Here is a 17,646-nt window from a genome sequence, read left to right on the forward strand (position 1 = left end):
AACTTGGAAAAGGAATTGAATAAATGACGGCAAACGCTCAAACCCCTTGAAAATAAAGGCTTTTTCCGTTTGTCGTTATTATACCGTAACGGCATTCACATGTATCGCTATTGATTGAGTTAGGATTTAGTGCAGTAGCCATTGCTGATTGTGTAGGGCATGAAAGTATTGACATTACTTATCGATATGCACATTTATTCCCAGCCAAAGGAAAAGAAATTGCTAATAAATTAGATGAAGAAAGAGAGGAAGCGTTTGATGTCACAGAAGAACAGAGATTATCAAGGACGTTGGCGCAATAAAATTATTGCGTTTCGAGTATCACCAGAAGAAAATCTTCTTTTAAATCGTAAAGTTTTATTAAGTGGTTTGACAAAACAAGATTATCTCATTCATTGTATGAGTGATCAAGCGTATGTTGTTCAAGGCAATCCATACGTTTATCGTTCTTTAAGAAGAGAATTAAGAGGCTTTATTCAATTATTTCATGAAGTTCAACAATTAGAAGAAATGGATATAGATGACTTGGAACTACTTCAATATATGCTAGAAATTATTATTAACATGAAAAATAAAAAAGAAGCACTCATTAAAGCAGATAAGGAAGCACGCCAATGAATCCTAAACTAACAAGTGCTTTAATGTATGCTCAATATCATTTTAAAGTATTTCCATTGAAAGTCAATTCTAAAAGTGGACAAGTCCTAAAATCATGGAAAGAAGAAGCTACAACAGATCAAGATACAATAATGAACTGGTTTTCTAATACCGACTACAATGTCGGTGTTAGAACCGGTAATGGATTGTTAGTGATAGATGTTGATAATAAAAACGGAAAGAATGGGTATCAATCTATTGAACCATTTTTAAATAATTTTCCTAAAACACTTGTTGTGAAAACTGCTAATAATGGATGGCATATGTATTACTACGTGGATAGACCGATTTCATGTAAAGTCGGGTTGTATGAAGCCATAGACATACGTGGAGAAGGAGGATATGTTGTTGGAGCAGAAAGTGTTATTGAAAATAAAAAATACTTCATATCCTTTGATAGTCCTATTGCACATGCCAATGATGCTGTTTATCAGTTTTTGGAAAAAAACACCAAACCAACGAAAGTAGATTCAATGGTGTACTATATTCATGAAGGTGAAAGAAATAACTATTTATTTAAGATAGGTTGCTTTCTTCAGCAGAAAGGATTATGTGATGAGGCAATTCGTTTATGTTTGAATAAAGAAAATGAATTAAGATGTAAGCCACCATTTTCAGATAAAGAAGTAGAAACAATCATTCAAAGTTCTTTGAAATATAAAAAAGGATTTATTGAAATGAAAAATACAATGCATTATGAAGGGAGTTATACTGTAACAGAATTGCTTGATTCACAAGAAGATGATGAACCTGATATTGTTGAAGATATGATTTCAGTTGGATTAACACTTCTAGGTGCTCCACAGAAATGTGGAAAAACCTTTCTAGGTTTACAATTATCGGATGCAATTGCGACAGGTAAAGATTTTCTAGGAAGAAAGGTTGAAAAAGGAACAGCATTGTATTTGGCTTTTGAAGATAGAAAGACAAAGATTAAAAAAAGATTGAGAACAATGCAAGTAGAAAAGCAAGATAATTTTATCATAGATATTTTAAAACAAGATTTTAATTACGATGTTGAAAGTCGTATTCAAGAAGAACTGAAGCGACATAGTGATTTGAAGATTGTTATTATAGATACTTTTGCAAAGATTAGAAAAAAGAATGATCGTGAATATGAGAGTGAATATAAGGAGGCAACGTTCTATCACGAACTAGCTTGTAAGTACAATATCGCTATTGTATTGATAACGCATGTTAAGAAAGAGATAGATACGAATCATCCATTTGATGGAATCTATGGAAGTCGAGGCTTGATGGCTGGTTCTGATAGTATTCTTGTCATGTATAAGAAAAATCATTTATCTAAAAATAGACAACTGGCAATTCAAGGAAAAGATATTCCAGATGATGAATTGACCTTGCATTTAAATGAACGACAATTACTTGAGGTAGTAGAAAATGAAATAGAAGAAGACGTCAATGAAAATCTAATTAAAGTAGTCAATTACATTGTAAAAGAAAAAAATTATGTTGGCTCACATGAAGCATTGTGTTCTAAATTATCACTACCATTGACCGGTAAAGGATTACAGGTACTCCTCACAAGTAATATTGATACTTTGCAAAGTACATTTATTAGTTATGAAAAGGCAGAGAGAAAGAATAAAGCAAGACAAATGAAACTCACTTATCATGGTGAGGAAGAAGATTAAAGGAGTGACGGTGTGACGATAGGAAAGTATATGTTTTAGACCGTCACATCGTCACCAATTAGAAATAAAAATAGACCATACTACATGGAATACTGTATCAGCAAGCAGCGTATTTTGGGGGCAAAATACAAAATTTAGGGATAACCCTAAGACCCAGTGAAAGGAGTGATGAAGTTATGAAACGAACAAAAGAAATTAAAATTCGTTTTACTAATGATGAATTATCGTCATTAAACGCATACGTTTCAAAGGCAGGATATACCAGCCGAGAGAAATATATGAGAACAGTTTTATTAGATAAAGTTCCAAGAGAACAACCTAACATCGACTATCAAAAACTTATCAATGAATTTAATTCTATTGGTAATAATTTAAATCAGTTAGTTAGATTAGCGTACTACCAACCACTAGTCGAACAAGAAACTTTATCGTTGTTGTCACAATTAAAGACACTCATTAAAACAACAGAAACAGCAGTAAGAGGTGCAAGTTAATGGCAACAACTGGTATGTGGGCAGTGAAAAGTCGATTGGATCACTTAGTGAATTATGTATCTAATCCGTTAAAAACAGTGACACAATATGTTATCAATGATGAGAAAACATTAGAAAAACGATATGTAAGTTATCTCAATTGTTCCTTTGAAAATCCTAGAGAGAATATGGAAAATACTAAGAAACATTATCATGATGAAAGTCAAATTTTAGCATTTCATGGTTACCAATCGTTTGAAGAAGATGAGATTGATGCAGATAAAGCACATGAGTTAGGTGTTGAATTTGCCAAGAAAATGTGGGGAGATTGATTTGAAGTTATTGTATCTACCCACTTAGATACAGATAATATTCATAATCATTTTCTAATCAATTCAACTTCATTTGTAGATGGAAAGCGTTACTGTAATACCTACAATGATATTCAAAGAATGCGAAATATATCTGATGAATTATGCAGAGAATATGGACTTTCTGTTATTGAACAAAGAAGTAATGTAAGCAAGTCAAGAGCATATTGTTTTCAAGAAAAGACATTAAAAAGTATGATACAAGAAGATATTGATGAGGCAATTTCTATTAGTTACACACCAACGCAATTCTATAATGAACTTCAATTATTAGGATATGAATATAAAATAAGTGAAAAAAATATTTCTGTTAAACATCCAATGAGTAGAAAATTCATTCGTTTGAAATCACTTGGAAGTGATTATACAAATGAAAAATTGATGAAAAGAATACTAGATTATAATAAAGTGCAACAAAATGGATTTGAAAGATATGATTGTTTAGGATTTGATATACGACCGTATTTTGAAAAATATAAGCAAAAAAGATTAACAGGATTACAAAGATTGTTTCTACATTATCAATATGTTTTAAAGATATTACCTAAAACCAACCGAACAAAACCAAGTCCAGAGTATCAAAAAGAGGTTATAAAAGCATCCCAAAAGTTAGATACAATTACATGGCAAACAACAATTATATGTAAGTTTGATATACAAACATTAGATGATTTAAACATCGTGATGACTGGTTTTGAAGCAGAAATGAAAAAATTAATCGCAACAAGACAGAAATATCGTAATCAAATTCGATATTGTAATGATGAAAAAGAGATACAAGAATTAAAAAATAAAGCAAAAGAATTAACACCTAAAATTGGATTATTAAGAAAATGGCTAGGTTATTGTGAAGAAATTGAAGAACAATCATTACACATCAATAAGTTTTTAGAAGAAAAAGTAAATGTAAAAAGTAGAAAGGGCAAAGCATATGAAAGAAACTAAATATATTGAAATTGATGGATTATTATATCCTAATTTAAAATTACCAGAACAGAAAGAAGTACACTTGTCACGATTTGGAAGAATGAGAAAACAATATTTAAAAGAACAACATTCTATTATCTATACTAATTTATTAATCAGTGGAGAGTTGTTTGATTATCTTGAAAAGTTTGATAACGAGATGAATGAACTTTATAACCGATTAATGAAGCAATACAAAGTAAAGTGGAATGTTACTGAAGAACTCAAAGAAAAGGATCAAATAAGATGTGTTCAGGAGATGAATAACATTAAACAATGTGTTGAAGAGTTTGTTAAAAATGAATACATTTATCGATAAGAAATTTTGAAAATCACAATATAAAAAGACGTCCTTAATTATAGGGCGCTTTTTACATTGTTGAATATGTTAGTGACTAAGGTTGCACAATATTAGCTAGTTATGGGTTGAATGATTTCTGTAAGAAAATTTAAAAATAATTCATTTGCTTTTGATAATACCTGATATTTTTTCCAAATAATATTCATACCTATTTCTAATTTAGGGTTAAGAGGTTTAAAACATAAATTAGAATTTCCAGTTGTATTAATGATTTTATCAAGGCATAATGCATATCCAATTCCTTCATTAACTAAAATTGATCCATTATAGAGTAAACTGTAAGTTGCTACAATATTTAATTCGCTGAGATTTTTTTGCATCCATACAGGTAAAACATATCCATCCCTTCCTTGACGCGAAATAATTAAAGGTTTATCCCATAGATCACTTGGACAGACAGTTTGTTTACTTGATAAAGGTGAATCCTTTCGCATTAAGACACCCCAAACATCGCGATATGGCAATTGTTTATAATTATATTTTGATAATTCTGTAGGCTCAAATACCAATCCAAAATCAATTAACCCTTTATCTAATTGCTCTGTGACATATTCTGTATCTCCACTCACAATGTGAATATGCACTTGAGGATGCATTTGTTGGATTTTTTGAGCAACTCTAGCAATTATTTTTATAACTTCTGTTTCACCAGCTCCTATATAAATGTCACCAGTGATGATATCGTTATTGCAGGAAATTTCTTGTTCAGCTTTTCGTACTAATTCTGTAATCTCTTCAGCTCGTTTTCGTAGTATCATTCCTTCCTCTGTTAAAGTTATGTTTCGATTACCACGAATAAACAATTGTTTTCCTAGTTCTTCTTCTAAGTCTTTTAATTGACGAGAAAGTGTTGGCTGGCTAAGATGAAGAAATTCAGCTGCTCTTGAAATGCTTTGTTCTCTAGCTACTGCTAGAAAATATTGTAATACTCTAAATTCCATAATAATTCACTCCAATCTCGGATAAGGTTATTATAGCATAAATAGGTATAACTATAAAGCATAGGTAGATATTTAATATAGGTATTTGTAATTTTATGTATATAATAATATACTTTTAGTGTATGGATAGTCTTACATATGAAATTATCTGGGAGGGTTGATTAATGAAGAAAATTTTAGTTGTTGTTTGTTGTGGGAATTTAAACGGGAATACAGACAAATTAGCTAATTCATTTATTGAAGGTTTACTTGAAACAGGACATGAGGTCAAAAAAGTTTTTCTTGGAAACAAAGATATAAAGGGATGTAAAGGATGTGGCGCTTGTCAACTTAATCATCACATTTGTGCAATTCGTGATGATATGCAGGATTTATACCCTCTGGTTAATGAGTGTGACACAATTGTCATTGCTTCACCACTCTACTTTTGGTCAATTTCAGCAATTGCTAAATCATTTATTGATCGTTTATATGCACTTTCAACAAATGATAAATATCCAAGAAAAAATAGTATTCTACTTATGACTGCTGGAGATAATCAAGATTGGACATTTGACCACTCACTATCGTATTATCATATCTTGACAGAAGCACTTGGTTGGAATGATTTAGGTTCATATCTTGCTGGTGGTTGTAAAGGTGAGAGCGGTAATCACAGTATTGATGAAAAAAATCTCGGAGAAGTTTATAACTTTGGAAAGAAGATTATATAAAAGATATTTAATGGTTGTTATAGATTGGAGGGGGAAACATGATTGAAAACAAGACATTTGATGAAGAAAGAGCATTTTATGGGACAAAAGATTTAACAATAAAGAATTGTTCTTTTGATGGACCTAGAGATGGAGAAAGTGCATTTAAAGAAACGAAAAATATAGTTGTTGAAAATAGTTATTTTAATCTAAGGTATCCATTTTGGCATGATCATAATTTGAAGATTAATCATTCAAATATGACCGAGTTGTGTCGTGCAGCACTTTGGTATTCAAATGGAATTGAGATTAAAATACAAAATTACATGGAATTAAAGCATTAAGAGAATGTGAAAATGTTATTATGGAAAATTGTGATATTATTTCTCAAGAGTTTGGATGGTCAGTAAAAAATATCACAATGAATAAATGTACTGCAATAAGTGAGTATTTTATGATGAGAAGTGAGAATTTAAAATTTGGTGATGTGGAATTCAAAGGTAAATATTCATTTCAATACATAGAAAATGCAACTTTTGAAAACTGTATTTTCGATACTAAAGATGCCTTTTGGCATGGTAAAAATATAACTGTGAAAAACAATGTAGTAAAAGGAGAATATTTAGCTTGGTATAGTGATGGACTTACTTTGATTGATTGTAAGATTATTGGTACACAACCATTCTGTTATTGTAAAAAACTTAAAATTAGTAAATTGTGAGATGGTTGATACAGATTTATGTTTTGAAAAATCACAAGTAGAAGCAACTATTAATTCTTCAGTAGTCAGTATTAAAAATCCTTTAGAAGGTAAAATAGTTGTGCCTGCTGTTGGAAAGATTATTATGGACGATGAAAATGCTCACGGGGAAATCATTGTTCAAAATTAAAAAGAATGAGGAGAGAAAAATGATTACAAAAAAATATTTATTAAACAATGGAATACAAATTCCTGCGTTAGGATTTGGAACATGGAAGATGGATGACGACACAGCAAGAAGAGCAGTTAGAGAGGCTATTGAAGTTGGTTATCGTCATATTGATACAGCTAGATTATATGGTAATGAAGTGGGTGTGGGTCTAGGAATCAAAGATAGTCATATTGCTAGAAGTGAAATATTTTTAACAACAAAAATAACAGACCAAGTCAAAACTTATGAAGATGCATTAAAGGCAATTGATGAATCATTGAATAATTTACAAGTGGAATATGTTGATCTTTTATTGATCCATTCGCCAAGACCTTTTGATGAAATGTTTCATCCAACAGACAAAACTTATAATGAAGAAAATATTGAAGTATGGAAAGCACTAGAAGAAGCATATTATGAGGGTAAAGCAAAAGCTATCGGTGTATCTAATTTTATGGTTGAGGATTTAGATAATATTATTAATCATTGCACAATTAAGCCAATGGCTAATCAATTATTATGTAATATTACACATTACCCAAAACAATTAATGGGAGAATGTAAAAAGAGAGGAATACTTGTTCAAGCATATTCTCCAAACGCAACCGGAAAATTAAAAGGAAATAAAGTATTAGAAGACATGGCAAAAAAATATAATTGTACTTTACCACAACTTGCTAATCGTTTTGATTATCAACTTGATACGGTTGTACTACCTAAAACAACCCATCGAGAATATATGATTCAAAATCTCAATATTGATTTCGAAATTAGTGATAAAGATATGGAAAAACTAAAGTCGATAGGGCAATATACTGGCTGGAAAGGTGCAGATAGCGAATAAAGGAGGAATACAATGCTTTACCAATATGAAGATTCTATATTAAATTATGATGTTATTGGCAAAGGGAAGCCTATTGTCATTATTCATGGTTTTGGTGGAAATATGGCTTATATGAAAGCGTGTATGGAGCCAGTTTTTAAAAAATGCCATGGATATCAACGCATTTATATCGATTTACCTGGAATGGGAAAATCTAAATTCAATATAAAGTATGCAAGTTCAGATGCTATTTTAGATATCATTGTTTCTTTTATTAAAGAACATATCAATCAACCATTTTTAGTTGTAGGACAGTCATATGGTGGATATATTGCTAGAGGAGTATTATCATATTTTGGAAAACAGGTAGATGGAATGATGCTTCTTTGTCCTGTAGTACATCCTGAGAATAGAAATGTTGAAAACGCATGTATAAAATATGCAGATGAAGAGTTTCTATCAAAGCTGAATGCTGACGATAAAGATGCTTACCTTGAGTATGCAGTAGTCATTAATGAAACAACATATCAAAGATTCCATCAATCAGCGCATAGTGCGCTTCAAGAAGCTAATCAAGAATTTCTTATGACTCTTAAAAATCATTACACATGTTCTTTTGATATTGACGAGAAAATCAAAAAATTGTGTTATGATAAGCCAGTTTTATTTATAACAGCGCATCAGGATATTTGCGTAGGTTATAAAGATTTATGGAACTTGATAGATGATTATCCAAAAGCAAGTTTTTATATGGTTGACAAAGCTGGTCATAATATGCAAACGGAACAACCTGATATATTTGAGGCACTAGTTAAACAGTGGTTACAGAATATCAATTAATTTTTACAATGTATTTTGTATAAAAATTTAATATATCTATTTTAGTATTATGAATATGTTCCAAACTCAATTTGCTTCATTTTATTTGGTTTCTTATTTGATGTCTAAATGTTTTAAAAGAATTATCTAAGATATTATCTAAAATTTAATGTTAAATATCTTGAAAAGAGAGGAAAAATATATAAATAAAAATGTTTTAGTTATTTCAACCAGCCCAAGAGTGAAAGGGAACTCTAATCTACTTGCAGATGAGTTTATTCGTGGAGTAAAAGAAACGGATAACATAGTAGAAAAAATCAGTTTACATGATAAGGCAATCAATTTCTGTAAAGGATGTCTTGCTTGTCAAAAAACAAAGCAATGCGTGATTAAAGATGATGCCAATTGGATTGCACAAAAAATGTTAAAAGCAGACGTGATTGTATTTACAACACCAGTATACTATTATGGCATGAGTGGGCAAATGAAAACAATGTTAGATCGAGCAAACCCTCTATATACTGCTGATTATTCATTTAGAGATATTTATTTGCTAGCAAGTGCTGCTGACGAGGATGAAAGTGCTGTTGACGGTACAATTACTGGCATTCAAGGTTGGATAAGTTGTTTTGAAAAAGCAGAGTTGAAAGGCTATGTTTTTGCAGGCGGTGTAGATGGAGTTGGTGCTATTAAAGGGCATGAAGCTTTACAAAAGGCGTATGAAATGGGTAAAGCTATTTAGTTTTGTTATTATTATCATGATTTTAACTTCATGTAGTGATAATAAACCTGTCAACAATATAGTGAGAGAAAAATCAACCATTGAACAACAAGAAAGTAGTGAGAAAAATAAAATGATAGATGTTAATATAGTTATAGAAAATCAAACATTTCATGCCAAATTATATTCAAATGATTCGACAAAAGCATTGATTAAAAAATTACCTATTACAATGACCATGAATGAATTAAATGGAAATGAAAAGTATAGTTATTTGAGTGAGGAATTACCTTCAAGTAATGACTATACTGGAAATATTAACACTGGTGATATTATGCTATTCAATAATGATTGTTTAGTTATCTTTTATAAAGATTTTAGTACAACATACCATTATACAAAATTAGGTCGTATTTCTGATATAGATAATCTGGAAAAAACATTAAGTGTCGAAAATGTAGAAGTTACATTTGAAATCGAATAAGTAAGAGGAATGAATATGACAAAATTTATTGATGAACGTAATGAGTTTAAACAGTGTTTGTTGGATTTAGGATGTAATCATGAAAAAATAGAGAAATGTATGGTTTTAGCAGAGAATGAAAAGGTTACTGAATTATTAAAATTTCTTTCAGAGCATCGTTCAGTTTTGTTAGAAAATCTTCATGAAAGTCAGAAGAAAATAGATTGTTTAGATTATATAGTTTTTCAAATTAAAAAATAAAAAATTTAATAAAACATAAATAGGAGGAATATTTTATGAATAAAGATTTAAATTTAGTATCTGAGTGGGATAAAACTTTTCCAAAAAGTGAAAAGGTAGATCATCAAAAAGTTACTTTTCACAATCGATATGGTATTACACTTGTAGCGGATATGTATACACCAAAAAATATGGAAGGTAAATTAGCAGCGATTGCTGTATGTGGCCCTTTTGGTGCTGTAAAAGAACAATGTTCTGGATTATATGCACAAAAAATAGCTGAAAGAGGTTTTATAAGTATTGCTTTTGATCCATCATTTACTGGGGAATCTAGTGGAATGCCAAGATATATGGCTAGTCCTGATATTAACACAGAAGATTTTCAAGCTGCAGTAGATTTTTTATCGGTTCAAGGTAATGTAGATGCTGATAAGATTGGAATTATTGGTATTTGTGGTTGGGGCGGTATGGCTCTAAATGTAGCAGCCCTTGATACAAGAATTAAGGCTACTGTTGCTTCAACAATGTATGATATGTCAAGAGTGGGTGCAAATGGATATTTTGATGAGCAAGACAGCGAAGAAGCAAGATATAATGCAAAAATTGCTTTAAATGCTCAACGATTAATTGATTATAAAAACGGAAGTTATGAAAGAGCTGGTGGATGTATGGAACTTCCTGTTCCTGAAGATGCACCATTCTTTGTAAGAGATTATTCAGAATATTATAAGGGGCGTGCATATCATAAAAGAAGTTTAAACTCTAATGAAGGTTGGAATAAAATTGGTACTATGTCTTTTATCAATCAACCAATTTTACAGTATTCAAATGAAATTAGAAGTGCAGTATTAATAATACATGGAGATAAAGCACATTCTTACTATTTTGGTAAAGATGCTTATGAGGATATGATTAAAGATAGCAAATATGCATCAAATAAAGAATTATTAACTATATCTGGAGCTGTTCATACAGATCTTTACGATAATTTAGATGTTATTCCATTTGATAAGATTGAGGAATTCTTAAAAATAAATCTAAACTATTAATCTGTAGATATTAAACACAATACACTTGTCTGTTGATTAATAATTAAAGAGATTTTATATAAAATTTCTTTAAAGAGAATCATTTTAAGTACCATTAGAATCTTCTAATGCATAAAGATAATAACTATATAGTTAAATAGTTAAGTAGGGCAGTAAATGATAAAAATTCATTCTTCAGAGTTACATAATTGAATGGCATTAATACAGTTTATATTGAAAAAAGCCTTACAAAAATTTGATTTGATACTATTTTTGTTGATTCATTGATTCTATTTTGATACCATATATTCATCAAGAGAAAAACATTATATAAAATACGAGAGAAATAGTGGAATATTTTTGCAAAGCACTAACTTAAATAGGTTAGTAAAAATAAAGCATTTATCGAGAATGAATAAAATCACCTACGGGTGATTTTTTTGCTATAATGTAAGTAGAACTGTTTATATGTAAGTCAATCCAAAAACATTTTAAATGTGAAAAAAATCAGTATACTTAAAGTAGGAGGTGGAAAGAATGGGACTAGGACTAATTATTTTTGGCTTCTTCTGTTTACATTTTCATTATTTAGATGCCAGTGTCTACAGTGTAGAATTGTTTCCTTTAAGTTTAGGTCTACTTATTATTTTACTTGGTTTTCTTTATGCTTATCATTATACACATCAAAAAGCTTATTTAGCTTTTTCACTGATGAGTTGTCTGATGATTACATTAACCTTTATCCCGTATGTTAGATTTATCTATTTATTAGGGCAAACCATTTTATATGGAAGTTATTTGTTATTTGTAATCAAACAAAATAAAGATTATGATTATATCAAAAAATTAAAGTTATGGAGTAGTCTTTATTTTATCAGCGGGTTATGTAAAGCTTTTTGTTATCAACAAAGGCTTTACCAGTTTAACACGGTGGCATCACTTTTTATCAGTGTCTTTGTGATTGCGACATTGTGGCATTTATATAAAATAAAAAAACAAACACATCAAGAAACAAGACCTCAGCTCACAAGAAAACATATTCCTTATTATGGATATTTAGTGATTATTGGGGTGAGTATTTCACTTATTGTTATTGCACATTCTTATTTAATAGACTTTGTTGAAAATAAAAATTGTTATTTTGAAGCTTATGAAATTGTTAGTGATAAAGCAACAGTTCAATATGTTGTTGATTATCAAGCACCATACCTTCATCAAAGTGAGGTCAATTTAAAAAATCGACCTACTGTGATTTTAAAAGATCATATCAAACCAAAAAAAGCACAAATTTATATTGGGGATAATATTATTTCACAAGGATATTTTCATGAAATTGATGATAATCTCACTTATATGGAAGATGTATTGGATAGCCGTTTTGCTATTCATTTGTATAATCATTATCTTCCACAATGTCGAATCGTTTTAGATGATGTTTCATATCCAGCCAAACTTCAAAAAATGAATTATCAAGAATATGGTTATGAAGACGATTTTGTGAAAATCAGTCGTTGTTATGTGAGTGAAGATTATATTTTGAGTTATCCAAGAATAGAATGGAAAAATCAAAGTATCAGACTTCAATCACTATCATTCATTGATAACAATAATCAAGAAATAGAAAAATTAGAGTATATGAATGATCGTCATTTTAATGAGGATTATCATGATTTTCGTACCATTGTTTTTGAAACTTCCGTATATACTTCTTATCAAAAATCAACGCGATTGAAGGTCGTTTATAAAGACCAAAATCAACAAATCATAGAAAAGGAATATGTATTAGAACCTTATGAAAATTCTAGCTCATAATCAAAATATATCCATTTTACAAGAAAAGTTTCAAAGATATAATGATTTGGATGTGGTTTTGGTTGAAAGAGGACTTGATTTTCAAGGGGTTGCTTATGTTTTTGATATGCAGCATTTAGAAGAAGTGGAAGCGTATTTACAATCGTTAGAAACATCTGCTTTAGTTATTTATGGCAAGAAAAATCAACGGATTTATAAGATTGATGTTTATAAGATTGTTTATATTGAAGGTTTTTCTAAGGAAGCTTATATTCATACAATGGATGAACAATATGAGATTAAAGAGAAACTTTATGAATTAGAAGAACGTTTATTTGATTATGGGTTTGTGAGGATTAGTAAATCTTTAATTATTAATTGTCGAATGATTGAATCATTAGAACCCTTATTAAATATGAAATATCGGATTTATTTAAAGAATGGCGAGTATGTAGAATTAACACGTAATTATATTGCAAGTTTTAAAAAATATTTGAAGATGAGGTGATGAACTAATGTTGGAAAAATTAAGTATTCGTTTTGTAACAAGTTTGATTTTTATGTGGTATATTTTTCAAATGACTGGCATAGTTATTTATATTGATGTTTATATATTTTTAATGATGATTCTTTTTTCAGTGTTAGTCACTTTATTGATTGAATCATTATATAGTTTACTTCGTCACTTACTTCGTTGGACGCCTTATTTACTATTAGGGATGATTGTAAGTATATGTTTGTTTTTCCATTTTGCTGGTGGGGGAATTTATTTAGGGTTACTTGTTTATACGTTGATATCTGTTGGTATACAGTTATATCGTGAATATAAAATGGAAAAGCTATTAAATGTTGCACTGGACAATTGGAATAAAAATGATACTATTGAATAAAGAGGAGGTGTAAGGATGAAGATATTGATGTTAGCACCATTACATGAAGAAGATTTTCAAAAAATTGAGAAAGCTTTTCCTAATGATTCTTTGACTTATAGTACAAGTGAAGATGTTACTCAGGAAATGATAGATTGGTGTGATATTATTGTTGGGAATCCGAATGGACATATAGATTTAAATCGACCTCATATTCAAGCTTTATTATTACAAAGTGCAGGGAGTGAAGCCTTTATTAAACCAGGACGTTTAGCTCCACAAATCAAACTTGCAAATGCGAGTGGAACCTATGGCAAAGCGATTGCTGAACATATCATAGGAATGATTTTATTGTTAAATAAGAATTTAAAACAATATACTTTACAAATGCAAGAGCATCTTTGGAATCGATTATCAACTGGTAAGGAAATATATCATAGTACAGTGGTTATTGTTGGATTAGGTGATATCGGTTATGAACTTGCTAAACGTTTAAAAGCTTTTGATTGTCATATTATTGGCGTGAAAAGGAGATTATGTGATTTACCACCACATATTGATGAAATTTATACAACTGAACATTTAGATGAAGTCTTACCCAAAGCTGATTATGTTATTTTGGCATTACCACAAACAAAAGAAACCATTCATTTGTTTGATCAAAAAAGATTGATGTTAATGAAAAAAGATGCTGTGCTTATTAATGTAGGTAGGGGAAGTGCAATCGTAAGTGAAGATTTAAAAACAGTTTTAAAGAAAGGTCATCTCTATGGAGTTGGGTTAGATGTCTTTGAAGAAGAACCACTATCTCAACAAGATGAATTATGGGATTTTGATAATGTCATTATCACTCCACATGTTTCTGGTGGTTATGCTTGGAGGAGTGCCCGTCATTATTTCACGGATTTAGTCATTAGAAATATTCATCATCTTAATCAAAATGAACCTTTAGAAAATGAAGTTGATTTTCAAACTGGTTATCGAAAAGTCATTGATTATAAATAAAGATGTGAGGCTATACTTTTGTATAGTCTTTTTGCATATCATTTGCTTTTTATAAAAAAATACTTATAATGATAATATACCCCCTAGGGGGGTGGGAGGTTATGCCATGAAAGAAAAATATGATGTTATTGGAATGAGCTGTAGTGCTTGTAGTGCACATATTGATAAAGCGATTAGACATCTTGATGGAGTTGTCGATGTGAATGTTAATTTATTAAGCAATTCGATGGTTGTTGAGTATGATGAAAATCAATTAAATCAAGCATCAATTATTCAAGCTGTTGAAAATGCTGGATATAAAGCAGCTTTAGAAAATAATTCTGTGACTTCCAAACAACAGGAAGAAAGTGTTGATCATAAAAAAAGGTCATTGATTTTATCATTTGTCTTTTTGATTCCATTATTTTATATATCAATGGGACATATGATGGGAGCACCTTTACCATCTTTGTTGACAGATCATGAAAATATGATGGTATTTGCATTAACTCAATTATTTTTAACTTTACCGATTATGTATATTAATCGAGGCTATTTTCAAAGAGGTTTTCAAGCATTATTACATAAGAGTCCTAACATGGATACATTAATTGCCATGGGTTCATCAGCAGCTGCGATTTATAGTATTTATGCTATCTTTATGATGGGTTATGATTTAGGTCATGGTGATATGGTCGGAGCTCATCAATATATGATGCAACTTTATTTTGAATCAGCTGGGATGATTTTAACTCTTATATCATTAGGAAAGTACTTAGAATCACGTTCTAAAAAGAAAACAACCCAAGCAATTGAAAAACTAATGAATCTTATGCCTTCAGTTGCAACTATACTTGTTGATGGACAAGAAAAAGTGGTTGATATTCAAGACGTCAAAATTGGTGATATTGTTGTGGTGAAATCTGGTCAGAGTATTCCAGTTGATGGTGTCATTGTAAAAGGACAAACATCAATTGATGAATCTATGATTACGGGTGAAAGTTTACCCGTTGATAAAGGCCTTCATGATCAAGTGATTGGGGCAACAATGAATGTGGATGGATATATTCATGTTCAAGCAACTCATACGAGTGGAGATACAACTTTGTCGCAAATTATCGCTTTGGTAGAAGATGCCAGTTCTTCAAAAGCTCCGATTGCTAAGCTGGCTGATCAAATCAGTGGTATCTTTGTGCCAATAGTTATGAGTATATCCTTATTAACGTTTATCACATGGATGACACTTGGAGGACAAACTTTTCATTTTGCTTTAACATGTGCGATTGCTGTTTTGGTCATTTCTTGTCCATGTGCTTTAGGTTTAGCAACCCCAACAGCAATTATGGTGGGAACTGGAAAAGGAGCTCAATTAGGTATTTTAATTAAATCGGCTGAAAATTTAGAACTTTTATCAAAGGCTAAAAGTATCGTCTTGGATAAAACTGGAACAATGACTAAAGGAAAGCCACAAGTCACTGAGGTTTATCCAATTGATATTGATAAAACAGACTTGTTAAAAATTGCTGGTTCTTTAGAAAGTGCTTCACAACATCCAATTGCTAAAGCAATTGTAAGTTATATTCAAAGTCAAAATATTGATTTTCAAACAATTGAAAATTTTGAGATGTTACAAGGTAAAGGATTAAAAGGAAAACAAAATGAACATATCTTTTTATCAGGGAATCAACGTTTGATGGAAGAAAATCAAGTTGATTTATCTGATGTTCATCAATTGGCAAGTGAACTGGCGATGTCAGGTAAGACACCACTTTATTATGCACGAGATGGAATGATTATTGGACTGATTGTTGTGAGTGATGTTTTAAAAGAGACAACTAAGGAAGCAATCCAACAATTAAAACACAAAGGTTTGTCTATTTATATGTTAACGGGTGATAATGCATTAACGGCTAAAGCCATAGGAAAACAGCTAGATATTGAAGTCATTGCAGAAGTTCTACCACAAGATAAAGAAAAACATATCAGAGATTTACAGTCAAAAGGTGAACGGGTTATTATGGTAGGAGATGGAATCAATGATGCGCCGGCTTTGATGCGTGCGGATATTGGGATTGCAATGACATCAGGAACAGATATTGCTATGGATTCTGCAGATATTGTTTTAATGAAAAATGATTTACAAGATGTTGTTAATGCAATTGATTTAAGTCATGCTGTGATTAAGAATATTAAAGAAAATCTATTTTGGGCATTCTTCTATAATGTGATTGGTATTCCAATTGCGGCGGGAGTTTTTTATCCATTTTTAGGATGGTTATTAGATCCTATGTTTGGGGCTGCTGCTATGAGTTTAAGTTCAGTCTTTGTTGTAAGTAATGCCTTGAGATTAAGATTTTTTAAACCAAAAACAAAAAGAGAGAAAACGGAGGAAAAAATGATGAAAAAGAAAATGAATATTGAAGGTATGATGTGTGCACATTGTCAAGCACACGTTGAAAAAGCATTAAATGGTATTGATGGTGTAAAAGCTGAAGTTGATTTAAAAAACAATTGTGCTTATTTAGAATTATCTCAAGATGTAGCTGAAGCAACACTTACAAAAGCTGTGGAAGATGCTGGTTATACAGTTAAGGGATTTGAATAATGCAAGCTGATAAGTCACAAATAACACGTTTGTTAAAAACGGCTAGAGGGCAAATTGATGGCATTTTAAAGATGATTGATGATGATCGTTATTGTGTAGATATTTCTAATCAGATAATGGCTACACAAGCTATTTTGAAACGGGCAAATAAGGAAATTATTGGAGCACATATGAAACACTGTGTTCATGATGCCTTAAATCAAGAAGATGCCAATCAAAAAATTAATGAAATGATTGATATTATTGATCAATTAATGAAATAGAGGGAAACCTCTA

General features: G+C 30.6%; 19 protein-coding genes and 3 pseudogenes. 21 read left to right on the forward strand and 1 reads right to left on the reverse strand.

The annotated features are described in order from the left end of the window. Positions 1 to 89: 89 nt before the first annotated feature. The 6 genes and pseudogenes from EDD60_RS12915 to EDD60_RS12940 form a co-directional block, all read left to right on the forward strand. Positions 90 to 302: pseudogene (locus tag EDD60_RS12915) on the forward strand (site-specific integrase); the annotation flags it as partial. Continuing rightward, positions 259 to 618: a plasmid mobilization protein gene (locus EDD60_RS12920; protein WP_066444674.1), complete on the forward strand. Its 360-nt coding sequence runs from the start codon at positions 259 to 261 to the stop codon at positions 616 to 618. The pseudogene EDD60_RS12915 and the gene EDD60_RS12920, both read left to right, overlap by 44 nt. Beyond that, on the forward strand, positions 615 to 2,312 hold the full coding sequence (locus EDD60_RS12925) for a bifunctional DNA primase/polymerase (RefSeq protein WP_066444672.1): 1,698 nt from the start codon (positions 615 to 617) through the stop codon (positions 2,310 to 2,312). Before EDD60_RS12920 ends, EDD60_RS12925 begins: the two co-directional genes overlap by 4 nt. Positions 2,313 to 2,488: 176 nt before the next feature. Further along, a complete protein-coding gene (locus EDD60_RS12930) occupies positions 2,489 to 2,806 on the forward strand; it encodes a plasmid mobilization protein (RefSeq protein ID WP_066444669.1) in 318 nt (105 codons plus the stop codon). A gap of 14 nt (positions 2,807 to 2,820) precedes the next feature. Then, a pseudogene (locus EDD60_RS12935) lies at positions 2,821 to 4,101 on the forward strand (relaxase/mobilization nuclease domain-containing protein). Continuing rightward, complete coding sequence (locus EDD60_RS12940; RefSeq protein WP_066444667.1) at positions 4,088 to 4,441, forward strand: TnpV protein; 354 nt, start codon at positions 4,088 to 4,090, stop codon at positions 4,439 to 4,441. The pseudogene EDD60_RS12935 and the gene EDD60_RS12940 overlap by 14 nt, the downstream one beginning before the upstream one ends. Positions 4,442 to 4,533: 92 nt before the next feature. Here EDD60_RS12940 and EDD60_RS12945 read toward each other — a convergent pair whose 3' ends face one another. Beyond that, positions 4,534 to 5,424, reverse strand: coding sequence for a LysR family transcriptional regulator (locus EDD60_RS12945; RefSeq protein ID WP_066444664.1), 891 nt, complete (start codon positions 5,422 to 5,424; stop codon positions 4,534 to 4,536). 164 nt (positions 5,425 to 5,588) lie between these two features. Between EDD60_RS12945 and EDD60_RS12950 the strand changes: the two genes are divergently transcribed. The 15 genes and pseudogenes from EDD60_RS12950 to EDD60_RS13015 all read left to right on the forward strand — a co-directional run bounded on the left by EDD60_RS12950 (position 5,589) and on the right by EDD60_RS13015 (position 17,633). After that, positions 5,589 to 6,137: a flavodoxin family protein gene (locus tag EDD60_RS12950; RefSeq protein ID WP_066444662.1), complete on the forward strand. Its 549-nt coding sequence runs from the start codon at positions 5,589 to 5,591 to the stop codon at positions 6,135 to 6,137. Positions 6,138 to 6,175: 38 nt separating this feature from the next. Beyond that, a pseudogene (locus tag EDD60_RS16485) lies at positions 6,176 to 6,837 on the forward strand (DUF3737 family protein). A 1-nt stretch (position 6,838) separates the two neighbouring features. Continuing rightward, complete coding sequence (locus tag EDD60_RS16625) at positions 6,839 to 7,006, forward strand: DUF3737 family protein (protein ID WP_207905362.1); 168 nt, start codon at positions 6,839 to 6,841, stop codon at positions 7,004 to 7,006. Between the two features lie 19 nt (positions 7,007 to 7,025). After that, complete coding sequence (locus tag EDD60_RS12960) at positions 7,026 to 7,871, forward strand: aldo/keto reductase (protein ID WP_066444659.1); 846 nt, start codon at positions 7,026 to 7,028, stop codon at positions 7,869 to 7,871. Between the two features lie 12 nt (positions 7,872 to 7,883). Next, a complete protein-coding gene (locus EDD60_RS12965) occupies positions 7,884 to 8,690 on the forward strand; it encodes an alpha/beta fold hydrolase (protein ID WP_066444655.1) in 807 nt (268 codons plus the stop codon). Positions 8,691 to 8,850: 160 nt separating this feature from the next. Further along, on the forward strand, positions 8,851 to 9,411 hold the full coding sequence (locus EDD60_RS12970; RefSeq protein ID WP_243646685.1) for a flavodoxin family protein: 561 nt from the start codon (positions 8,851 to 8,853) through the stop codon (positions 9,409 to 9,411). After that, the gene (locus EDD60_RS12975; protein ID WP_207905364.1) at positions 9,389 to 9,874 is read left to right on the forward strand and encodes a cyclophilin-like fold protein; all 486 of its coding nucleotides are present in this window, start codon (positions 9,389 to 9,391) and stop codon (positions 9,872 to 9,874) included. The genes EDD60_RS12970 and EDD60_RS12975 overlap by 23 nt, the downstream gene beginning before the upstream one ends. Before the next feature lie 15 nt (positions 9,875 to 9,889). Beyond that, positions 9,890 to 10,114 (forward strand): hypothetical protein, encoded by a 225-nt coding sequence (locus EDD60_RS12980; protein WP_066444652.1) that lies wholly within the window; start codon positions 9,890 to 9,892, stop codon positions 10,112 to 10,114. Between the two features lie 35 nt (positions 10,115 to 10,149). Beyond that, on the forward strand, positions 10,150 to 11,142 hold the full coding sequence (locus EDD60_RS12985) for an alpha/beta hydrolase (protein WP_066444650.1): 993 nt from the start codon (positions 10,150 to 10,152) through the stop codon (positions 11,140 to 11,142). Between the two features lie 516 nt (positions 11,143 to 11,658). Then, complete coding sequence (locus tag EDD60_RS12990) at positions 11,659 to 12,933, forward strand: hypothetical protein (RefSeq protein ID WP_066444647.1); 1,275 nt, start codon at positions 11,659 to 11,661, stop codon at positions 12,931 to 12,933. Then, on the forward strand, positions 12,914 to 13,420 hold the full coding sequence (locus EDD60_RS12995) for a LytTR family DNA-binding domain-containing protein (protein WP_066444644.1): 507 nt from the start codon (positions 12,914 to 12,916) through the stop codon (positions 13,418 to 13,420). The genes EDD60_RS12990 and EDD60_RS12995 overlap by 20 nt, the downstream gene beginning before the upstream one ends. A 7-nt stretch (positions 13,421 to 13,427) precedes the next feature. Further along, the gene (locus EDD60_RS13000; RefSeq protein WP_066444641.1) at positions 13,428 to 13,802 is read left to right on the forward strand and encodes a hypothetical protein; all 375 of its coding nucleotides are present in this window, start codon (positions 13,428 to 13,430) and stop codon (positions 13,800 to 13,802) included. A gap of 15 nt (positions 13,803 to 13,817) precedes the next feature. Beyond that, positions 13,818 to 14,786: a D-2-hydroxyacid dehydrogenase gene (locus tag EDD60_RS13005; RefSeq protein ID WP_066444637.1), complete on the forward strand. Its 969-nt coding sequence runs from the start codon at positions 13,818 to 13,820 to the stop codon at positions 14,784 to 14,786. 106 nt (positions 14,787 to 14,892) lie between these two features. Further along, positions 14,893 to 17,370, forward strand: a complete 2,478-nt coding sequence (locus EDD60_RS13010) for a heavy metal translocating P-type ATPase (RefSeq protein ID WP_066444634.1) — start codon at positions 14,893 to 14,895, stop codon at positions 17,368 to 17,370. Further along, complete coding sequence (locus tag EDD60_RS13015) at positions 17,370 to 17,633, forward strand: metal-sensing transcriptional repressor (protein WP_066444631.1); 264 nt, start codon at positions 17,370 to 17,372, stop codon at positions 17,631 to 17,633. Before EDD60_RS13010 ends, EDD60_RS13015 begins: the two co-directional genes overlap by 1 nt. Positions 17,634 to 17,646: the final 13 nt, after the last annotated feature.

The organism is Longibaculum muris (assembly GCF_004343035.1).
Taxonomy (GTDB): Bacteria; Bacillota_I; Bacilli_A; order Erysipelotrichales; family Coprobacillaceae; genus Longibaculum; species Longibaculum muris.